The organism is Flavobacterium sp. S87F.05.LMB.W.Kidney.N, assembly GCF_004366435.1.
Lineage (GTDB): Bacteria > Bacteroidota > Bacteroidia > Flavobacteriales > Flavobacteriaceae > Flavobacterium.
Map to the genome: position 1 here is coordinate 203,152 of NZ_SODX01000002.1, position 17,912 is coordinate 221,063.

Sequence of the window (17,912 nt, forward strand, 5' to 3'; positions counted from 1 at the left end):
TTATTTTAAATGTACGTCTACATCAACATTCATTCCTGGTCTTAAAAGTTTTACTTTCTCAGGATCGTTTGATTGGTCTAAACTAATTTTTACTGGTAATCTTTGAATTGTTTTTACGAAGTTTCCTGTTGCATTATCAGGAGGTAACAATGAAAAACGAGATCCTGTAGCAGGAGAGAATGAAGTTACAGTTCCTTTAAACTCATAATTTGGATACGCATCAACTTTTAAGCTTACTTTTTGTCCCACAACCATTTTGTTTAATTGTGTTTCTTTAAAATTAGCTACAACCCAAGCTTCATTATTATTGATAATGTAGAATAAAGATTGTCCTGGCTGAACCAATTGTCCTGGCTGGATATCAACTTTAGAAACTTGACCATCAATAGCTGCAGTTACCACTGTATAAGAAAGATTTAAGTGAGCAACATCTAACATTGTTTTAGCTTTTTTGATGTTTGCTGCCGCAACTTCTGTTTGTTTGTCAGAAACTTTAGATTTTGACTGAATAACTGATTTTTGGTAAGAACTTGCTCTTTGTTGTTGTTCTAAAACACGTACTTGGTTTTCAGCCTCTTCTTTTGCAGTTAAAGCCTGCTCATATTGTTGTTTTGTAATAGTATGAGTTTTGTACAAGTTATTGTAACGGTTGTAATCGTTTGTAAGCTGTCTCAATCTAATTTTTGCACTTTCGATAGAACCACCTGCAGATCTCATTTGAGCATCAGAAACTGAAATACTTGCGTATGCACTTCCGATATCAGCTTTTGCAGCTTCGTATTGACCTTCAGCACCTAATAAAGCAGCATTAGCTTCATCAATTTTTAACTGATAATCTCTCTTGTCGATAGTAAATAAAGTATCTCCTTTTTTTACATAATCATTATCTTTCACATATACTTTGCTGATATACCCAGAAACTCTTGGGATAATCGGGTTCATTTTTTTCTCAATTTGAGCATCATCTGTTTCTTCGTGAGCCAATGAGTGCATGTATTTTGATATTCCGTAAGTTCCTCCCACTAAAACCAAAACGGTTAGTATGATGATGAATTTTTTATTTGTCTTTTTCTTTTCCATGAGAGATATCGATTATATTTTAGAAAGATTGAATGATTGTGATAATTGTCCTGATACTGAAAGTAGTTCGTAATATTTTTGAATAATTGTCGCTTTTGATACAGCTGTATTTATTTTTGCGCTTAATTGCTCAACATCAGCTTCTACCAAGTCATTGGTATCTGCCAACCCATTATCGAATTTATCTTTTACAAGTCTGTAATTTTCAGCTGCTTGTTGAAGTGCTTCGTCATAAACTACACTTTGATTGATTGCCAAGTCATAGTCTTCAAGAGATTTTTGAACTTCAACTTTAATGCGATCCGTCATAATAGCTTCGGTATTTTTAACTTCTAAAGCTCTGCTTTCTGCTTCTTTAACATGTGCGCTGTTTTTTAGAATTCCAGATAAATCATAAGATAAACCTAAACCAAAATTCATAGCATATTTTACAGTTATAATATCTTTAAGATCTAAAGCGGTATAACCTCCCAACAATGAAAGAGTTGGGTAATAAGCTGCTTTTGCAATCTTGATATTAGCTTCTGAAGCTTTTTGCTGTAAACGAATTGCTTCAAGATCTTTTCTGTTTTCAAGAGCCATAGCATCAGATGTAGGTGCGTTGGTTGTTTTCAAGTTGAAGAAATCTTCTTCATTTACCTCAATCTTTACAGATGGATCTAATTTAAGTATTGTCGTTAAATAATAATTAATGTTAGTGATATTATTATTAGCTTCATCGATTGATAATTGTGTCTTTGAAACTAATAATTGCGCTTTCAATAAATCATTTCTCGGAATAATTCCGTTTTTTTCCAATTCAATGAAATCAGTAACACGTTGTTTAGCGCTTTTTTGATTCTCATTTAGAGCATCTAAAGTTTTTTGTGCTTTGTATAGAGCAGTATAATAGGTAATAACCCTTAAAGCAACATCTTCTTTTGTTTTCTCAGCGTTAGCACTTTCAGCTTCGTACAATTTATCGTAAGCTTCAATGCTGTTTTGAATTTTAAATCCAGCAAAAAGAGGTAAGCTTAAATTCGCCATTCCTATCATTGCGCGGTCTGGAGAAGCCAAAGAAGCACCTTCACCTTGATTTGGCAAATCAATCGAAGCTTTTGTAAGACGTTGATATTGCCCAGAAATTTTTAAATCTGGATATTGGTTATTCTTAACCGTTTGTAATTCATACTTTTTTGTGTTTACCTTAGTATTGGCAAGCGTAACTTCGTTACTCTTTTCCCAGGCCATTTTCACGGCTTCGTCTAAGGTTAAACTTGTTTTTTCTTGTGCTTCAATTGAAGATATTCCTATAAAGAAAACTCCAAAGAGCATTAATTGACTAATTTTCATAAACAAGTAGCGCTTTTATAGTTTGTTGAATGTGCTTTGTGAGATCGTTTTTAATGTAATTGTTAAACATTTCTTCTGTTTTTAAATCCAATAATTCTTCGAAGAAAGATCGGTTCATATGGAAGTGAAAGAAGGTTCCAATAATAGTTGGTGTAATTAGTTGAATATTAATATCTTTTCTAAAAACACCCTGAGTCTGACCCTGTTTGATAATACTTTCAACAGATTTTAAATTTCCTTTTTTAAGTTCTGTAAACGCATTTAGGCTCTTTTCTCTTTTTTTATTATTAAGTTCAAAATGTAAAACTCTGTAAATCCCTTTGTTAAGGCAAATTCTGTTAATGTAAATTTCGATTAATTTATTGACTTTTTCAAGAGGTTCAAGGTTTTCCTGTAATAAATTTTCGAGTTGTAATTTTAAATCAACAGTTTTGTAAAAAATCAAAGCTTCTAGAAGTCTTTCTTTTGAACCAAAATAATACGAAACCATGGCAATATTAATTTTTGCCTCTTTGGAAATATCCCGTATTGATGTCCCCTCAAATCCTTTCTCAGAAAATAGCTTTTCAGCAACATTAAGAATCTGAATTTTTTTATCGTTTAATTCGATCTGTGACATGATATTGTTTCTAATCGGATGCAAAATTAAACAGTTGTTTAATTTAAACGCTTGTTTAATTTTATTTTAACATAACATTAACATAAAACGGTTTCGATAAATTTGAGCAAAAAAAAAAGCTGAAATACCAAGTATTTCAGCTGTATTAGTTTTATTTTTCATTCTGCCGATGGAGGAATCTTACTCGTAATGTGACAAAAATTGGCGACTTTAGAACTGGAATTTCTAATGAAATTACTCCTTCATCGGAATGACAAACAGAATTTTTAGTTTAGATAATTATCGAATCGCTCCAACAAAATCTTCAATTTTCCCACTACCTTTTTCACTCAGATGTTTAATAAAAGCACTTCCAATAATAGCGCCTTTTGCATATTTTGTGGCCTGATTAAAAGTTTCTTTATTTGAAATTCCGAAACCTACAATTTGAGGGTTTTTCAAATTTAGATTTGCGATTCTTTCGAAATAATCTTCCTGAACATTTCCAAAACCAGATTGTGATCCTGTAACGCTTGCAGAACTTACCATATAAATAAATCCGTTCGAAACACTGTCAATAAAACGAATGCGTTCATCTGAAGTCTGAGGCGTAATTAAAAACACATTAATTAATCCGTATTTTTCAAAAATAGCTTTGTATTCATCTGCATAAACATCTACTGGAAGATCTGGAATAATTAAACCATCTATTCCAATTTCAGCACATTTTTTACAAAAAGCTTCAACACCATATTGTAACATAGGATTAAAATATCCCATAATAATCAATGGAATTTTTACGCTTTCGCGGATGTTTTTCAGCTGATCGAATAGAATTTGAGTAGTCATTCCGTTATGAAGAGCCTGTGTAGAACTTGCCTGAATGGTTGGTCCATCTGCCAAAGGATCACTGAAGGGAAGTCCAATTTCAATTAAGTCAACTCCATTTTTTTCTAAATCTTCAATAATCTGCACGGTATCATTTAAGTTCGGATATCCTGCAGAAAAATAGATCGAGAGTATTTTTTTATCTTCTTGTAATTTCTGATTTATTCTGTTCATTAGTGTGTGTTTTTGTCCTAACAGGTTTGCAAAAAACCGGTTACGTATTTTTTATCGTAATATTTATCGATTATTTATTTTCTGTATAAACCCATGCCATTCTTCCTGACTTTAGTTTGACTTGGACTCTTTTATATGAATTAGATTCGAATTGATCAACTTTTAATAATTCTGTATTAGTAACCTCAAAGACAGCACCATGGATAATGTCTTCCAGATTTTCACTTGGCACTGCAACGACATAATCTGCCATTCCAAATTCTTCTTCTATCTGCAAACTTTTTAATTTGAAACCCAGTATTTGATCTTGAGTTCCGTTTAAAACTTTATTGAAAATCTGCATTTGAATTTGTTTCGATCTTAATGTTCCGTATGAGAATAATAGTTCCATAATTATGATTTTTCTCTTTATTTGTTTGAGTTTGGATATCGGATTGGAACGTCCAAATTACAATTTTTATTACAATTTAAAGTAATCTATATAATTATCTAAATCTTTGTCACCACGTCCAGAAAGGCTGATAACCACAATATCTGTAGGTTTAAATTTTTTCTGATCTAAAACTGCAAAGGCATGCGCACTTTCGATTGCCGGAATAATTCCCTCTAATTTTGTCAGTTGTAAACCTGCATTCATCGCATCATCATCGGTTACCGAGAAAAATTCACCACGTCCGCTTTTGGCTAAGTGTGCATGCATTGGCCCCACTCCAGGATAATCTAATCCTGCTGAAATAGAATAAGGTTCAGTAATTTGTCCGTCTGCAGTCTGCATTAGCAAAGTTTTACAGCCGTGAATAACGCCTACTTTTCCTAATTTACTCGTTGCAGCGCTATGTCCGCTGTCAACACCTTTCCCAGCAGCTTCAACAGCAATAATGCCAACTTCTGGTTCGTGTAAAAAGTGATAATACGTTCCCGCTGCGTTACTTCCGCCGCCAATACAAGCTACTACGTAATCAGGGTTTTCGCGGCCTTCTTTTTCTTTTAACTGCCATTTAATTTCTTCTGAGATAATACTCTGAAAACGCGTTACCATATCTGGATAAGGATGAGGTCCAATCGCAGATCCGATAATATAATGTGTATCTACAGGATTATTGATCCAGTCACGAATGGCTTCGTTTGTAGCGTCTTTAAGTGTTCTTGAGCCCGAAAGTGCTGGGCGAACTTCAGCGCCTAACATTTTCATACGGGCAACGTTTGGTGCCTGGCGCGCAATGTCAATTTCACCCATATAAACGATACATTCAATTCCCATTAAGGCACAAACAGTTGCTGTTGCTACACCGTGCTGGCCAGCACCAGTTTCGGCAATAATTCTTTTTTTGCCCAAACGTTTTGCCAGTAAAATCTGCCCGATTGTATTGTTGACTTTGTGTGCTCCGGTATGATTTAAATCTTCTCTTTTTAAGTAGACTTTGGTGTTGTATTTTTCAGATAAACGTTTTGCAAAATACAACGGACTTGGTCTCCCAACATAATCTTTTAGCAATTGGTTGAATTCGGCTTTAAAATCCGGTTCGTCCATTATACTAAGGTATTTTTGACGTAATTCTTCTACATTTGGATAGAGCATTTCAGGAATATAGGCTCCTCCAAATTCTCCGTAATATCCTTTTTCGTTGACGTTAAAACTCATTTTATTTAAAGTTTAAAAGTTGGCAATATCAAATTTGCGTTTGAAGTTGCTAAATAGATTTCTGTTTTTCAGCCCTGGTTCGATTTCAAATTTACTATTTACATCAACAGCATAAATAGGTAATTTACTTTTTGAAATTTCTTCAATGGCTTTTAATTCGTTAATTCCAATTCCGCCACTCAAAAAGAAAGGTTTATCAGAATTGTATTTTTTTAATATAGTCCAGTCGAAAGTGGTGCCGTTGCCGCCTGGTAATTTGCCTTTGGTATCAAAAAGAAAATAATCGCAGACACTTTCAAAAGGTTTAATAATTTCAAAATCAAAGTTTTCATCAGCCGAAAATACTTTTATAATTTCGATTTTTTTTGGCAGTTGTTTTTTTAATTCTGATAAAAATTCAACAGATTCATTTCCGTGTAATTGAACGGCTTGTAAATTGTATTTTGTTACTTTTTCCAGAATTTCTTCTTGGCTTTGATTGACAAAAACGCCTACTTTTTTAATTGTTTTTATCAGTTCCGGAATTTCTCCGTTAAAGTATCGTGCGGATTTTTCCCAGAAAATAAATCCCATATAATCGGGTAGGAGTGCGCCTACTTCGAGGATGTTTTCGGGGTATTTCATGCCGCATATTTTGAGTTTCATTACAGTTGTGTGTTTTTTACCGCAAAGTGCGCTAAGGTTTTTTAATTTTGATTATGCTTAAAGCGATAAGTTCGCAAAGGCTTTTTATTATTTTTTGCCACGAATTACACGAATTTTCACTAATAAAATTCGTGCTAATTAGTATAATTTGTGGCAAACCTTCATATATTTAATTGTTTAATAAATTCTGTTGCAGCCACTCCAGCGTTGTCGGTTTTCATGAAGTTTTCTCCAATTAAAAAACCTTTGTAGCCATAAGGCTTTAATTCTTGGATGGCTTCGATTGATGAAATACCGCTTTCTGAAACTTTTACAAAATCGTTTGGAATTTGCGATGCCAATTCTTTACTGAAATCTAAACTTACTTCAAATGTTTTTAGATTTCGGTTATTTACACCAATCATGTCTAAAGTTGGCATAATCGATTTTTCCAGTTCTTCTTGATTGTGAACTTCTAGTAAAACTTCTAAATCTAATTTTTTGGCAAATTCAGATAATGATTTGATTTCTTCTCTGGTTAAAACAGCAGCGATCAAAAGAATTAAATCTGCCCCGTGAGCTTTTGCTTCTAAAATCTGATATTCGTCTACAATAAATTCTTTTCGCAAAAGCGGAATACTTACCGATGCTCTAGCCAAAAGCAAATCGTCTAGAGAACCACCAAAGTATTTTCCGTCTGTTAAAACTGAAATTCCGCAAGCGCCTGCATTTTCGTAGCCTTTTACTACTTCTTCAACAGTAAAATTATTGTTAATGATTGATTTTGAAGGAGAACGGCGTTTGTGTTCGGCAATAATTCCAGAATTGCTTTCTTTTAATTTCTGACTCAGAGAAATAGTTTGTTTTCCAAAAAATACAGAAGCTTCCAATTGAGAAACTGGTATGATTGATTTTTTTAGAATGACTTCTCTTTTTTTGTCTACTATTATTTTATCTAAAATGTTCATTTTTAAAGATGCTAAGTTTTTTAAAGAGATAGTTGTTGTAATTTTTTAAGAGCTTGATGTCCTTTTCCGGATAACAAACTTTCTTTTGCCAGTTCAAAACCTTCTTTTGGAGAGCATTTTGTAACCGTTGCGATTGCCATTGCAGCATTCGCTAAAACTACATTGTTTTGTGCTTCAGTTCCTTTTCCTGAAATGATATTGATAAACATATCAGCTGATTCCTCGATGGTTTTTCCGCCTTCAATTTCACTTTGTGATAAAAGGTGAACACCAAAATCTTCTGGTTTCAGCATTCCTTCCATGTGGTTAGAAATGGTTTTGGTAGGGCCAGTTAAGGAGATTTCATCATATCCGTCAAGGGAATGCAGAATCGTAAAATTCACATCGGTGTTTTGATATAAATATGCATACATTCTTGCCAGCTCTAAATTGAAAACCCCAACCAATTGATTTTTTGGAAATGAAGGATTTACCATTGGCCCTAGCATATTAAAAAATGTTTTTACGGCCAGTTCTTTTCTAATTGGTCCAACATTTTTCATCGCTGGGTGAAATAGGGGAGCGTGCAAAACACAAATTCCGGCTTGATCGATACATTTCTCTAAAAACGAAGGATCGTTGCTGAATTTAATTCCCATTTTTTCCATCACATTGCTTGATCCTGAGATCGATGAAACTCCGTAATTTCCGTGTTTGGCAATTTTAATTCCAGCTCCAGCAGAAACAAAAGAGGCTAGAGTTGAAATGTTGAAAGTGTCTTTTCCGTCACCGCCCGTTCCGCATAAATCTATTGTATTATAGGCTGATAAATCGACACGAATACATAATTCTAATAAAGCTTCACGAAAGCCTGAAAGCTCATCGATTGTTATGCTTCGCATCATAAAAACTGTCAAAAATGCCGAAATCTGGCTTGGATTGTATTGACCGCTTGAGATATTAATCAATACGTTTTTTGCTTCTTCTTTAGAAAGCACTTCATGATTGATTAATTTGTTTAATATAGTTTTCATTTTTTTTAAGATTCTAAGTTGCTAAGGGATTAAGGTTCTACGTTGTAAACTGGGACTGAATACTGAGGCTGAAAAACTAACTCTTAATCCAATTCTCTAAAATCCTTTTTCCGTTTGGTGTTAAAACACTCTCTGGATGAAACTGAACACCTCTTACATCATAGTTTTTGTGTCTAAGAGACATAATTTGTCCATTTTCGTCTACTGAAGTTGCTTCTAAATCTTCTGGTAAATTGCTGTCTACAACCCAAGAATGATATCTTCCTACTTCAAATTCGTTACCTAAACCTTCAAACAAAATTTCGTCTGAAACGACTGTTTTTACATTTGTTGCAACGCCGTGATATACTTTGTCAAGATTTGAAAGTGTTCCGCCAAATACTTCTCCAATTGCCTGTTGTCCTAAACAAACGCCAAGGATACTTTTCGTTGGACTGTATTTTTCGATTACAGCTTTTAGTAAACCCGCTTCATCTGGAATTCCAGGTCCTGGAGAAAGTAAAATTTTATCAAAAGATGCGATTTCATCAATATCAAATTCGTCGTTTCTGTAAACCGTTACTTCGCAGTTTAAATCTTCTAAATAGTGCACTAAATTGTAAGTGAAACTATCGTAATTGTCTATAACTAGTATTTTTTTCATGTCTTTTTTGTTTCAGGTTTTCTATGTTTCAAGTTTCACGTTCCAATAACTTGAAACTTGAAACCTGAAACTTGAAACCAATTTTATTTTTCTCGAACGTATTTTTCTGTAATAATTCGATTGATTCCTAATTTTTCTACTTTCTCAACACCTTTTTGTATTAAAGTGTCGTTTTGAATTTTTACTACAAATTCAAATTTGCCATTTTCCCAATCACGGTTATTAAAATATTCTAGGTTTTCGGTATAAATACTGTCTTTCAAAGTATATTTTCCTCCTCCTGCAAAATATACGGCTGTTGTAGAATCTTTTCCGTTTTTCAAATCATGATTTAAAAAAGCAAAATGACTGTCATTTATAATTTTAATCATTTTTGTGTTTGCATTGAAAGTCGAAAAAGTAGAATCTTTCTCTGTCGTTTCAGCAGAAATAAGACGCCAGGTTCCTTCAATAGAATTTTGCTTTTTTTCGGAATTACAAGCTGTAATGCTAATGATTAAAATTAAAATTGAAATTACTTTTTTCATGGATTATTGATAGTTTATGGTTTGTGGTTTGTTGTTAATTGTTTAAAGTTTCAGGTTTCAAGTTCTGCGACTGAAAACTGAACACTGATGACTAAATTTTCTCTGCCATTTCCAACGCCGTATTTAAAGCTCTTAATTTATTATAAACTTCCTGCATTTCACTTTCTTCGTCTGAACTTGCCACAATTCCAGCACCAGCTTGACAATGCAGTTGGTGATTTTTAGAAAGGAAAGTTCTAATCATAATTGCGTGGTTAAAATTTCCGTCAAAATCCATAACACCTATTGCGCCTCCGTAAAAATTACGATTGGTTTTTTCGCAGTCTTCAATTAACTGCATAGCTCTGTGTTTTGGAGCACCGCTTAATGTTCCTGCTGGAAAAGTATCAGCAACGACCTGCATTGTTGTTGCTTTGTCGTGTAAATGTCCAGTAACTTTTGAAACTAAGTGAATTACATGCGAGAAGAACTGAACTTCTCTATATTTTTCAACATTTACGTCGTGTCCGTTTCGGCTTAAATCATTTCTAGCCAAATCGACTAACATTACGTGTTCGCTGTTTTCTTTTTTATCTTCAGAAAGTTCTTTGGCCAAAAGAGCATCACGTTCATCATCTCCCGTTCTTTTGAAAGTTCCAGCGATTGGATGAATCTCAGCTTTTCTGTCTTTTACGATAATCTGTGCTTCTGGCGAAGAACCGAATATTTTGAAATCTCCATAGTCAAAGAAAAATAAATATGGAGAAGGGTTAATGCTTCTTAAAGCTCTGTAAACGTTGAATTCATCACCTTTAAAACCTTGTGTAAATCGGCGAGATAAAACCAATTGAAATACATCACCTCTGTAACAGTGCTTTTTTGCTAAAGCAACATTTTCTTTAAATTCTTCATCAGTTAAATTTGAAAATCCTTCGCCTTCTTTTGCAAATTTGTATGAAGCAATATTTCTAGATTGTAATAATTGTTCGATTTCGGCAATGTTATTTTTCCCGTCTAAACTGTGGCAGAAAATATATGCTTCATTTTTAAAGTGGTTGATCGCAATGATGTTTTGATAAACGGCATAAAAAATATCTGGAATTGCAGTTGCATTGTCTTTTTTCGCAATAGAAACCTTTTCAAAATAACGAACAGCATCATAAGAAATGTATCCAAATAAACCATTGTTGATGAATTTAAAATCGTTTTTTTCAGATTTAAACTGACTTGAAAATTCCTGAATGACCTGCGGAATATTTGTAGAAGCATCAATATTGATTTTTTCTGAAGTTCCGTCAGGAAAAGTTTTAGAGATAACTTCGTTTTCAATTTTTATAGTAGCAATCGGATTACAGCAGATGTAAGAGAAACTGTTGTCATTTCCGTGATAATCACTACTTTCCAATAGTAAACTGTTCGGGAATTTATCTCTAATTTTAAAATAAATACTTACTGGAGTAACCGTATCTGCCAGAATTTGTTTGTAATGTGTATTAAGAATAAAAGGTTTCAAAATGTATAGTTTTATTTAGTTCGTTGTTTTTTTATTTTAAATTTTGACCAAAAAAAAAGGCTTGTCGTGATGACAAGCCTTTTATATTTTATAGTTTTACAATACCATAGGAAGCTTTGTTCACGACGTCTGACGTAAATTGTTCCACCACCAAGTATTGTTTAATATTGTTCTCATTTCTGTTTTTGTTGTGACAAAGATATAAATGTAATTTGAATTGAAGTACATAAAATTTGAAAAAAATCTTTTCGAAAATGCAAATTTTGTTAAATTTTGATCAAATATACTATGGTAACTCTTTAATTCCCAATTGCTATTGTGTTGTTTACATTTAACCTAAAATCTGGATTTCCTTTGATATTAGGAAGCGCAAATAAGTCATTAAGCTTAATTTTAGTAAATTCAATTCCGTTTGCAGGATTGCTGTAATAGCTTTTTATGCCAGAATTGTTACTTGTAGATTCACTTTCAATTTCACCAGTACAATTATTAGCAACAACATTTTTAAAAGTAATTTTAGCCAAATTAGCTTCCCCATTTCCGATATTTCCTTCCAATAAAACAAAAGGGGAAAATCCAGAAATGACACTATTGGTTAAATTAAAAAATGTATTTTCTTTAATGTATGCAGATTCTCTTACCAAGCCTTGATTGTTTTCTTCTAAATTAACCAATGTAATGTTGGTTGCATTAATTTTGGTCATTTTCTTAGTCATATCAGTATTAGCGACCTTCTCATAAGAATCTACCTCAAAACATCTTGAACCTGAAATATCCGAAGAAAACGGATGACGAATTGCAATACTATTGCTGATATTAATTTGAGCACCTTGTGTAAAATCAAAATCATCATCAGTCGTTCTGTATGAAATTAAATTGCTCATATTCAAATCACCGCCATAACATTCGAAAGAATCATCGTTTGAAAAACTAATTTGTATATTACTAACAATTGTTTTTCTTCCAACACCTGCAAGAGAAAGTCCGTTTAATTCTTTTGAAGCACTCAGTTTTCTTCCCGCATATTCGATTCTCACATATTTTAAAATTCCAGAATTATCTTCAGCATCGGTACCTCCATAATGATTCAAATTTGCTTCTAGATCAAAAGGCAGAGTATGCATGCCTCCTAAAGAATTTATTGGAGCTTTTCCTAATACAATGATTCCGCCCCAATCTCCTGGTTTTCTATTGTTTATTTCTTTTTCTGATGTAAAAATAATGGGATCTGTTTCCAGACCTTCTGCGATAATTTTTGAACCAGTTGTAATAACAAGAGTCCCGCAGGTTTTGTCGTCGCCTCGAATTACAGTTCCAGGTTCAATTGTCAAAGTTGCATTATTGGTAACGTAAACCACACCTACTAAATGGTAAGTATTACGCTTTAATAATTTGGTGTCTTTATCAATGTTTCCAGCGATTATATTAGTAGCTTCATTGTAGTCGTTAGCAGCAGGTTTAAAGTTCGTCCAATTGTTCATCCAGTTTGTATTTCCGATAATTCCTTTTGGCTGTTGCTGCGCTTGTGCGAAAAAGCTGATAGTGAATAGAATACAGGCAATACGTAATTTTGTTTTCATAACTATGATTTAAATTTCTAGTTGTTGATTTTTTTAATTTCCCCAAAATTAGAAGCCAAATGTTAATCAAAGTCCTGATACTTATTACGAAAGCGTTATTATACCATTAAGAACGTTAAGATTTTGAAAAGAAAAAAGAAACCCCAGCAGTATCAAACTGCTGGGGTTTATTACAATTTTTGAATTAGTAAGTTTTAAAATATTAGAATTTTAAAGCTACAGTCAATTCAAATTCGTCATTGATAGTTTTGTCTCCTAAACCTTCGAAGAAACTACCTGAACCGTATTTAATGTCGTATTTAGTTCTGTCAACTTTGAAAGCAGTTGTAGCAGTGTTTCCTTTTACAGTAATATCAAAAGTTACTGGTTTAGTGATTCCTTTGATAGTTAAATCTGCCGTTACAGTGTAAACGTCAGTAGATTTAGCACCAATAGTTTTGAAAACTAATTTTGAAGTTGGGAATTTTTCAGTTCCGAAGAAATCATCAGCTTTTAAGTGACCGTTTAATTTTCCTTGGTATTCTCCAGTTAAATCTGTTGAAGTTAATGAAGTCATGTCAACAGTAAAACTACCACCAACTAATTTTTTTCCTTTGAAAACTACAGCTCCATCTTTGAAGTTTACAGTTCCAGAGTGCTCTCCAGTTACTTTTTTACCTACCCATTTAATAGTAGACGCTTTTACGTCGATTTTTTTAGTTTGAGCGTTTACTGAAATACCAGCTGCTGCTACGAATAATGCTATTGCAATAGTTTTTAAATTTTTCATGTTTTTTAAAATTAAAATTTGAATTTGATTAATAAATAATTATAGTGTGATAAATAATTCTTCGTGAGATTTTCTAACTTTTTTAAAGTGCTGTGTATTGTCTTCTTCGTGTCTGTAACCTACAGTTGCAATTACAGAAGCGTTTAAACCTAATTTATCGAAACCTAAAATTTCGTTGAATTTAGCAGCATTGAAACCTTCCATTGGAGTAGCATCAATTTTTAATTCAGCAGCAGCATTTAATAAGTTTCCTAAAGCTAAATACGTTTGTTTTGCTGTCCAAATATGTTTTGCTTCTACAGGTAAATTTGAGATTACACCTTTCATCATATCGCTGAATCCTCCTAATGCATCTGCAGGAACACCTCTTGTTTCGCTGATAGTGTTGATATATTTGTCAACAGAAGCTGCATCAAGGTTTAAATCGTTAGCAAAAATAAATAGGTGAGAAGCATCAGTAATTTGTGCCTGCCCGTAAGCTGCGCCTTTTAATTGCTCTCTTAATTCTGGATTTTCAACGATAATTACTTTGTAAGGTTGTAATCCGTAAGAAGAAGCGCTTAATCTAACTGCTTCTTTCAGGGTGTTTAAATCATCAGATGATATTTTTTTTGAAGCATCAAATTGTTTTGTTGCATAACGCCAATTTTGATTTTCTAAGAAATTGCTCATAGTATTAATTTATTTATTGGTTCTGTATTTTTCTAATAATTGATTTAAGAAAGTTAATTCCTCTGGCTTTAAATTGTCAGCAAACGTTTTCTCATGTTCGTCTACTTTCGGATCTAATTCTTTTAAAACATCTAATCCTTTTTGAGTAATCAAAACTTCAATTTTTCTTCGATTATCCGGACAAACATTTCTAGTTACAAACTCTTTCAATAATAATTTGTCTACCAGCCGCGTTGTGTTGCTTGTTTTAGCAAGCATTCGCTCTTGTATTACGCACATATTGGCAGGTTTTCCTTTTTGCCCTCTTAATATACGTAACACATTATATTGTTCTCCAGATAAATCATACGGTTTAATTAACTCGTTGAAATGATCCTGAATCACATTCTGCGTGTACATGATATTCAGAATAACTTTTTTCGCATTATCCATCTTAACCGTACTCTTAATAACCTCTTCAATTGTCATAGTCGTAAGTGTATAATTTGTATATACAAATGTAGAACTTTTAATAGTTGTATATACAAATGTTGTGTTAATTTTTTGTTAATGTGTTTAAATGCGGTTTTCGAAGAACGTATTGTATAATTTTCAGAGAATAAAAGTACTATAATTTTTTAGTGTAAACTATTGATATAATGTTGTTTAATGATTTTTTAAAATCAAAAAGTAATTATGGCTCGAAAAAACATCAAATAATCTTTTGTAAGATAGTTTTTAAGCAAGCAGATTTTCAAATTCATCAGAGTTTACGATTTATTGGAATTCAGACAAAAGAAAACCTTTTGCAATTTGTTTGAAATTAGCAATTTCTGTCGTAATCCAAGTTTCATCATGACCAAGTTCTTTGGCAATTATTCTTGCCGTTTTTTCTGCAGCTTCAATTGCAGCTCTGGCATCTAAGAATAATAATCGTACTCGTCTTGCCAATATATCATCAGTAGTTCTTGCCATTTCATAGCGAATCGCCCAAACGACTTCTGCCATTGTAAATTCGTAATCAGGATGCAGTTTTTCTTTTAACTCCAGCTCGTTTTCTTGTAATTCGAGTATTTTTGGAATATCAGAACCATATATATAAAGGTGATTTTCTCTATCGAGAGACGTTGTAGGTTTATTTCCGTGAATAGAAAGATACTCAGTAACGCATTCCTTTTTTGTTAATTTTCCCGTTTTAATAGCTTTGTCTATTAGGTCTTCGGCAATTTTTCTGTAAGTTGTCCATTTTCCTCCAGTAATGGTAATAAGCCCAGTTTCAGAAACAATTATTTTATGGCTTCTAGAAACTTCTTTGGTGCTTTTTCCTTCTTCTTTTAGGGCGGCCAACGGGCGCAAACCTGCAAAAACCGATAATACATCTGTTCGTGTTGGTTTTTTGGCTAAGAATCGTTGTGCTGTTTCTAAAACAAATTGAATTTCAGTTTCTAAAGCAATTGGTTCTAAACTTTGTTTTTTTATTAAAGTATCCGTCGTTCCCACAACAACATGATTGTGCCACGGAACAGCAAACAAAACTCGTCCATCTTTTGTTTTCGGAATCATTAAGGCATTTTCACCTGGCAAGAAAGATTTATCAAATACTAAATGGATTCCCTGACTTGGAACAATATATTTTTTGTAAACTGTATCATTGAGTTTCATGATAGCGTTTGTAAAAACTCCAGTTGCGTTTATAATGGCAGCACCTTTGAGACTATATTTAATTCCGGTTTCTAGATCTTGAGCTTGAACACCAATTATTTGATTTTTATCGTCCTTTAGTAAATTGACAACTTTTACATAATTTAAAACGCAGGCTCCATTCTCCACAGCAGTCTGAGCCATGTTAACTGCTAGACGAGAATCATCAAATTGACCATCGTGATAAATAACACCATTTTTCAATCCGATTTCTTCGACGTTTGGAAGCAATTCAATTGTTTTCTTTTTCGAAAGATATTTAGAACCTCCTAAACTCAGGCGCCCCGATAATAAATCGTAAATTTTTAAACCGAAAGTGTAAAAATATCCGCCAAACCAATGGTAATTTGGAATAACAAAAGATTGATTTTTGACCAAATGATTGGCATTTTGAAGCATTAAACCTCTTTCCTTTAAAGCTTCTCTTACCAAATGAATATTTCCCTGTTCCAAATAACGCACCCCGCCATGAACCAGTTTTGTACTTCTGCTTGAAGTTCCTTTTGCAAAATCTACAGCTTCTAATAAAATTGTTTTATAACCTCGGCTGGCAGCATCAATTGCAGTTCCTAAACCGCTAGCTCCACCGCCAATTATGATTACGTCCCATTTTTGTGTATTTTGTAATTGAGATAACTGTTCGGAACGATTCATGTTTTTATTTTCTAGGAAATGTTGTTCGAAAGCAAACTTAACGAAATGAAATTAATAATCGATGAAGAAAAGTTTTTTGGTTTTTATTTGTTTCGGGTTTCAAGTTTTAAGTTTCAGGTTTCAGGTTTTCAAGTTTCAAGTTTCGCGTGATAGTGAAAGCTATAACGAAATGGGAAGTTCTATGAAGAAACGAATCTTTTTATTCCGTAGGAATATTTCGTCGGTAACAAATGATAATATGGTTTTGCATTGTGTCCTGTAGGGACACATGATTTATGAAAATAATGCATTTGAAATAACGTATCAAACGTTCCTACGGAACGTGAAATAGCAATCACATTTAATTTTCTATCAACGAGACATTCCTACGGAATGAATCTTTTCTTAAAGAATAAACCCGACAGGTTTTTAAAACCTGTCGGGTTTGTGTTATGTTAAGTTAACTTGAAACTTGAAACTTGAAACATGAAACCTGAAAAAAAAACAAAATCTTAATGAGGCAATTTATCTTTAATCAAACCATAAAACCAAGTTCCTGCAATAGCACTTAATAAAGTAACGATGATTACAGTTGCGCCAGTTCCAATCTGAGCGAAAAGAGGACCTGGGCAAGCGCCAGTAATCGCCCATCCAAAGCCGAACATAAGTCCGCCGTAGATTTGTCCTTTGTTGAAAATTTTAGGCTGAATCTCGATTTTTTCGCCTTGAAGCGTTTTGATATTGAATTTTTTAATGATGAAAACAGAAACAACGCCTACTGCAACCGCGCTTCCAATTACGCCATACATAAAGAAAGACTGCAGATGAAACATTTCCTGAATACGAAACCAGCTGATAATCTCTGCTTTTACAAATACAATCCCGAAAAAGATTCCGACGATTAAATATTTAAGGTTTGATAGACCGCTTTCTTTTTTCTGACTTGCGTTGATTCCTTCGCTATCTATATTTTTATTTTCTAAATTATTCATTTTTGAAATTTTAAAGTGAAAGAATATAAGGTAAAATCAAAAGAGACATTACAAAGCCGCCAATCATAAAACAGATTGTGGCTACCAGTGAAGGCCATTGTAAGTTTGATAATCCCATAATTGCGTGTCCGCTCGTACATCCGCCCGCATAACGAGTTCCGAAACCAACTAAAAATCCACCTACGACAATCATAATAAATCCGCGAAGCGTTAATAAACTCTCCCAAGAAAATAATTGCGAAGGAACTAGACCAGTATGATCTGTAATTCCATAACCTGCCAATTGTTCTGAAAGCTCTGGAGTAATTACAACCGCATTCGGATTCGATAAAAAGTAAGCTGCAATTACACCGCCAAGAAATATTCCGAAAACAAAAAATAAATTCCAGCTTTCTTTTTTCCAGTCATACTTAAAAAACGAAATATTTGACGGAATACAAGCCGCGCAAATATGACGAAGAGAAGAACTAATCCCGAAAGATTTATTTCCGATAATTAATAAAATTGGAACAGTCAATCCAATCAATGGCCCTGCAACATACCAAGGCCATGGTTCTTTGATGATTTCTAACATTTTTTTAGGTTCTAAGTTGCTAAGATTCTAA

The 17,912-nt window shown here is 33.3% G+C and carries 19 protein-coding genes; all 19 read right to left on the reverse strand.

The annotated features are described in order from the left end of the window. Nucleotides 1-1,080, reverse strand: coding sequence for an HlyD family secretion protein (locus tag EDB96_RS06730; RefSeq protein ID WP_057116801.1), 1,080 nt, complete (start codon nt 1,078-1,080; stop codon nt 1-3). Between the two features lie 12 nt (nt 1,081-1,092). Further along, a complete protein-coding gene (locus tag EDB96_RS06735) occupies nt 1,093-2,412 on the reverse strand; it encodes a TolC family protein (RefSeq protein WP_057116800.1) in 1,320 nt (439 codons plus the stop codon). Further along, nucleotides 2,402-3,031, reverse strand: coding sequence for a TetR/AcrR family transcriptional regulator (locus EDB96_RS06740; RefSeq protein WP_057116799.1), 630 nt, complete (start codon nt 3,029-3,031; stop codon nt 2,402-2,404). The genes EDB96_RS06735 and EDB96_RS06740 overlap by 11 nt, the downstream gene beginning before the upstream one ends. 279 nt (nt 3,032-3,310) lie before the next feature. Beyond that, nucleotides 3,311-4,072 carry a tryptophan synthase subunit alpha gene (gene trpA / locus EDB96_RS06745; protein ID WP_134139844.1) on the reverse strand — a complete coding sequence of 254 codons (762 nt, stop codon included), beginning with the start codon at nt 4,070-4,072 and terminating at the stop codon, nt 3,311-3,313. Between the two features lie 70 nt (nt 4,073-4,142). After that, nucleotides 4,143-4,463 carry a gamma-glutamylcyclotransferase family protein gene (locus EDB96_RS06750; RefSeq protein ID WP_057116797.1) on the reverse strand — a complete coding sequence of 107 codons (321 nt, stop codon included), beginning with the start codon at nt 4,461-4,463 and terminating at the stop codon, nt 4,143-4,145. Nucleotides 4,464-4,532: 69 nt separating this feature from the next. After that, nucleotides 4,533-5,714: a tryptophan synthase subunit beta gene (trpB, locus tag EDB96_RS06755; RefSeq protein WP_057116796.1), complete on the reverse strand. Its 1,182-nt coding sequence runs from the start codon at nt 5,712-5,714 to the stop codon at nt 4,533-4,535. Between the two features lie 12 nt (nt 5,715-5,726). Then, a complete protein-coding gene (locus EDB96_RS06760) occupies nt 5,727-6,338 on the reverse strand; it encodes a phosphoribosylanthranilate isomerase (RefSeq protein ID WP_243839313.1) in 612 nt (203 codons plus the stop codon). Nucleotides 6,339-6,520: 182 nt separating this feature from the next. Further along, nucleotides 6,521-7,306: an indole-3-glycerol phosphate synthase TrpC gene (gene trpC / locus EDB96_RS06765; RefSeq protein WP_134139847.1), complete on the reverse strand. Its 786-nt coding sequence runs from the start codon at nt 7,304-7,306 to the stop codon at nt 6,521-6,523. A gap of 20 nt (nt 7,307-7,326) precedes the next feature. Beyond that, complete coding sequence (trpD, locus tag EDB96_RS06770; RefSeq protein ID WP_134139849.1) at nt 7,327-8,319, reverse strand: anthranilate phosphoribosyltransferase; 993 nt, start codon at nt 8,317-8,319, stop codon at nt 7,327-7,329. 76 nt (nt 8,320-8,395) lie between these two features. After that, nucleotides 8,396-8,962: an anthranilate synthase component II gene (locus EDB96_RS06775; RefSeq protein ID WP_057116792.1), complete on the reverse strand. Its 567-nt coding sequence runs from the start codon at nt 8,960-8,962 to the stop codon at nt 8,396-8,398. An 83-nt stretch (nt 8,963-9,045) separates the two neighbouring features. Next, nucleotides 9,046-9,489 carry a hypothetical protein gene (locus tag EDB96_RS06780; protein ID WP_134139850.1) on the reverse strand — a complete coding sequence of 148 codons (444 nt, stop codon included), beginning with the start codon at nt 9,487-9,489 and terminating at the stop codon, nt 9,046-9,048. Between the two features lie 91 nt (nt 9,490-9,580). Next, complete coding sequence (locus EDB96_RS06785; RefSeq protein WP_134139851.1) at nt 9,581-10,981, reverse strand: anthranilate synthase component I family protein; 1,401 nt, start codon at nt 10,979-10,981, stop codon at nt 9,581-9,583. 299 nt (nt 10,982-11,280) lie between these two features. Beyond that, the gene (locus tag EDB96_RS06790) at nt 11,281-12,561 is read right to left on the reverse strand and encodes a hypothetical protein (RefSeq protein WP_134139853.1); all 1,281 of its coding nucleotides are present in this window, start codon (nt 12,559-12,561) and stop codon (nt 11,281-11,283) included. A gap of 202 nt (nt 12,562-12,763) precedes the next feature. Beyond that, complete coding sequence (locus EDB96_RS06795) at nt 12,764-13,330, reverse strand: YceI family protein (RefSeq protein ID WP_057116788.1); 567 nt, start codon at nt 13,328-13,330, stop codon at nt 12,764-12,766. 39 nt (nt 13,331-13,369) lie between these two features. Then, the gene (locus tag EDB96_RS06800) at nt 13,370-14,002 is read right to left on the reverse strand and encodes an NAD(P)H-dependent oxidoreductase (protein WP_057116787.1); all 633 of its coding nucleotides are present in this window, start codon (nt 14,000-14,002) and stop codon (nt 13,370-13,372) included. A gap of 9 nt (nt 14,003-14,011) precedes the next feature. Further along, complete coding sequence (locus EDB96_RS06805; RefSeq protein ID WP_057116786.1) at nt 14,012-14,470, reverse strand: MarR family winged helix-turn-helix transcriptional regulator; 459 nt, start codon at nt 14,468-14,470, stop codon at nt 14,012-14,014. Nucleotides 14,471-14,758: 288 nt separating this feature from the next. Continuing rightward, a complete protein-coding gene (locus EDB96_RS06810) occupies nt 14,759-16,336 on the reverse strand; it encodes a glycerol-3-phosphate dehydrogenase/oxidase (protein ID WP_134139854.1) in 1,578 nt (525 codons plus the stop codon). 491 nt (nt 16,337-16,827) lie between these two features. Beyond that, on the reverse strand, nt 16,828-17,307 hold the full coding sequence (locus EDB96_RS06815) for a DUF6691 family protein (protein ID WP_134139856.1): 480 nt from the start codon (nt 17,305-17,307) through the stop codon (nt 16,828-16,830). Nucleotides 17,308-17,317: 10 nt separating this feature from the next. Continuing rightward, nucleotides 17,318-17,881, reverse strand: a complete 564-nt coding sequence (locus EDB96_RS06820; protein WP_057116783.1) for a YeeE/YedE family protein — start codon at nt 17,879-17,881, stop codon at nt 17,318-17,320. Between the last annotated feature and the right edge of the window lie 31 nt (nt 17,882-17,912).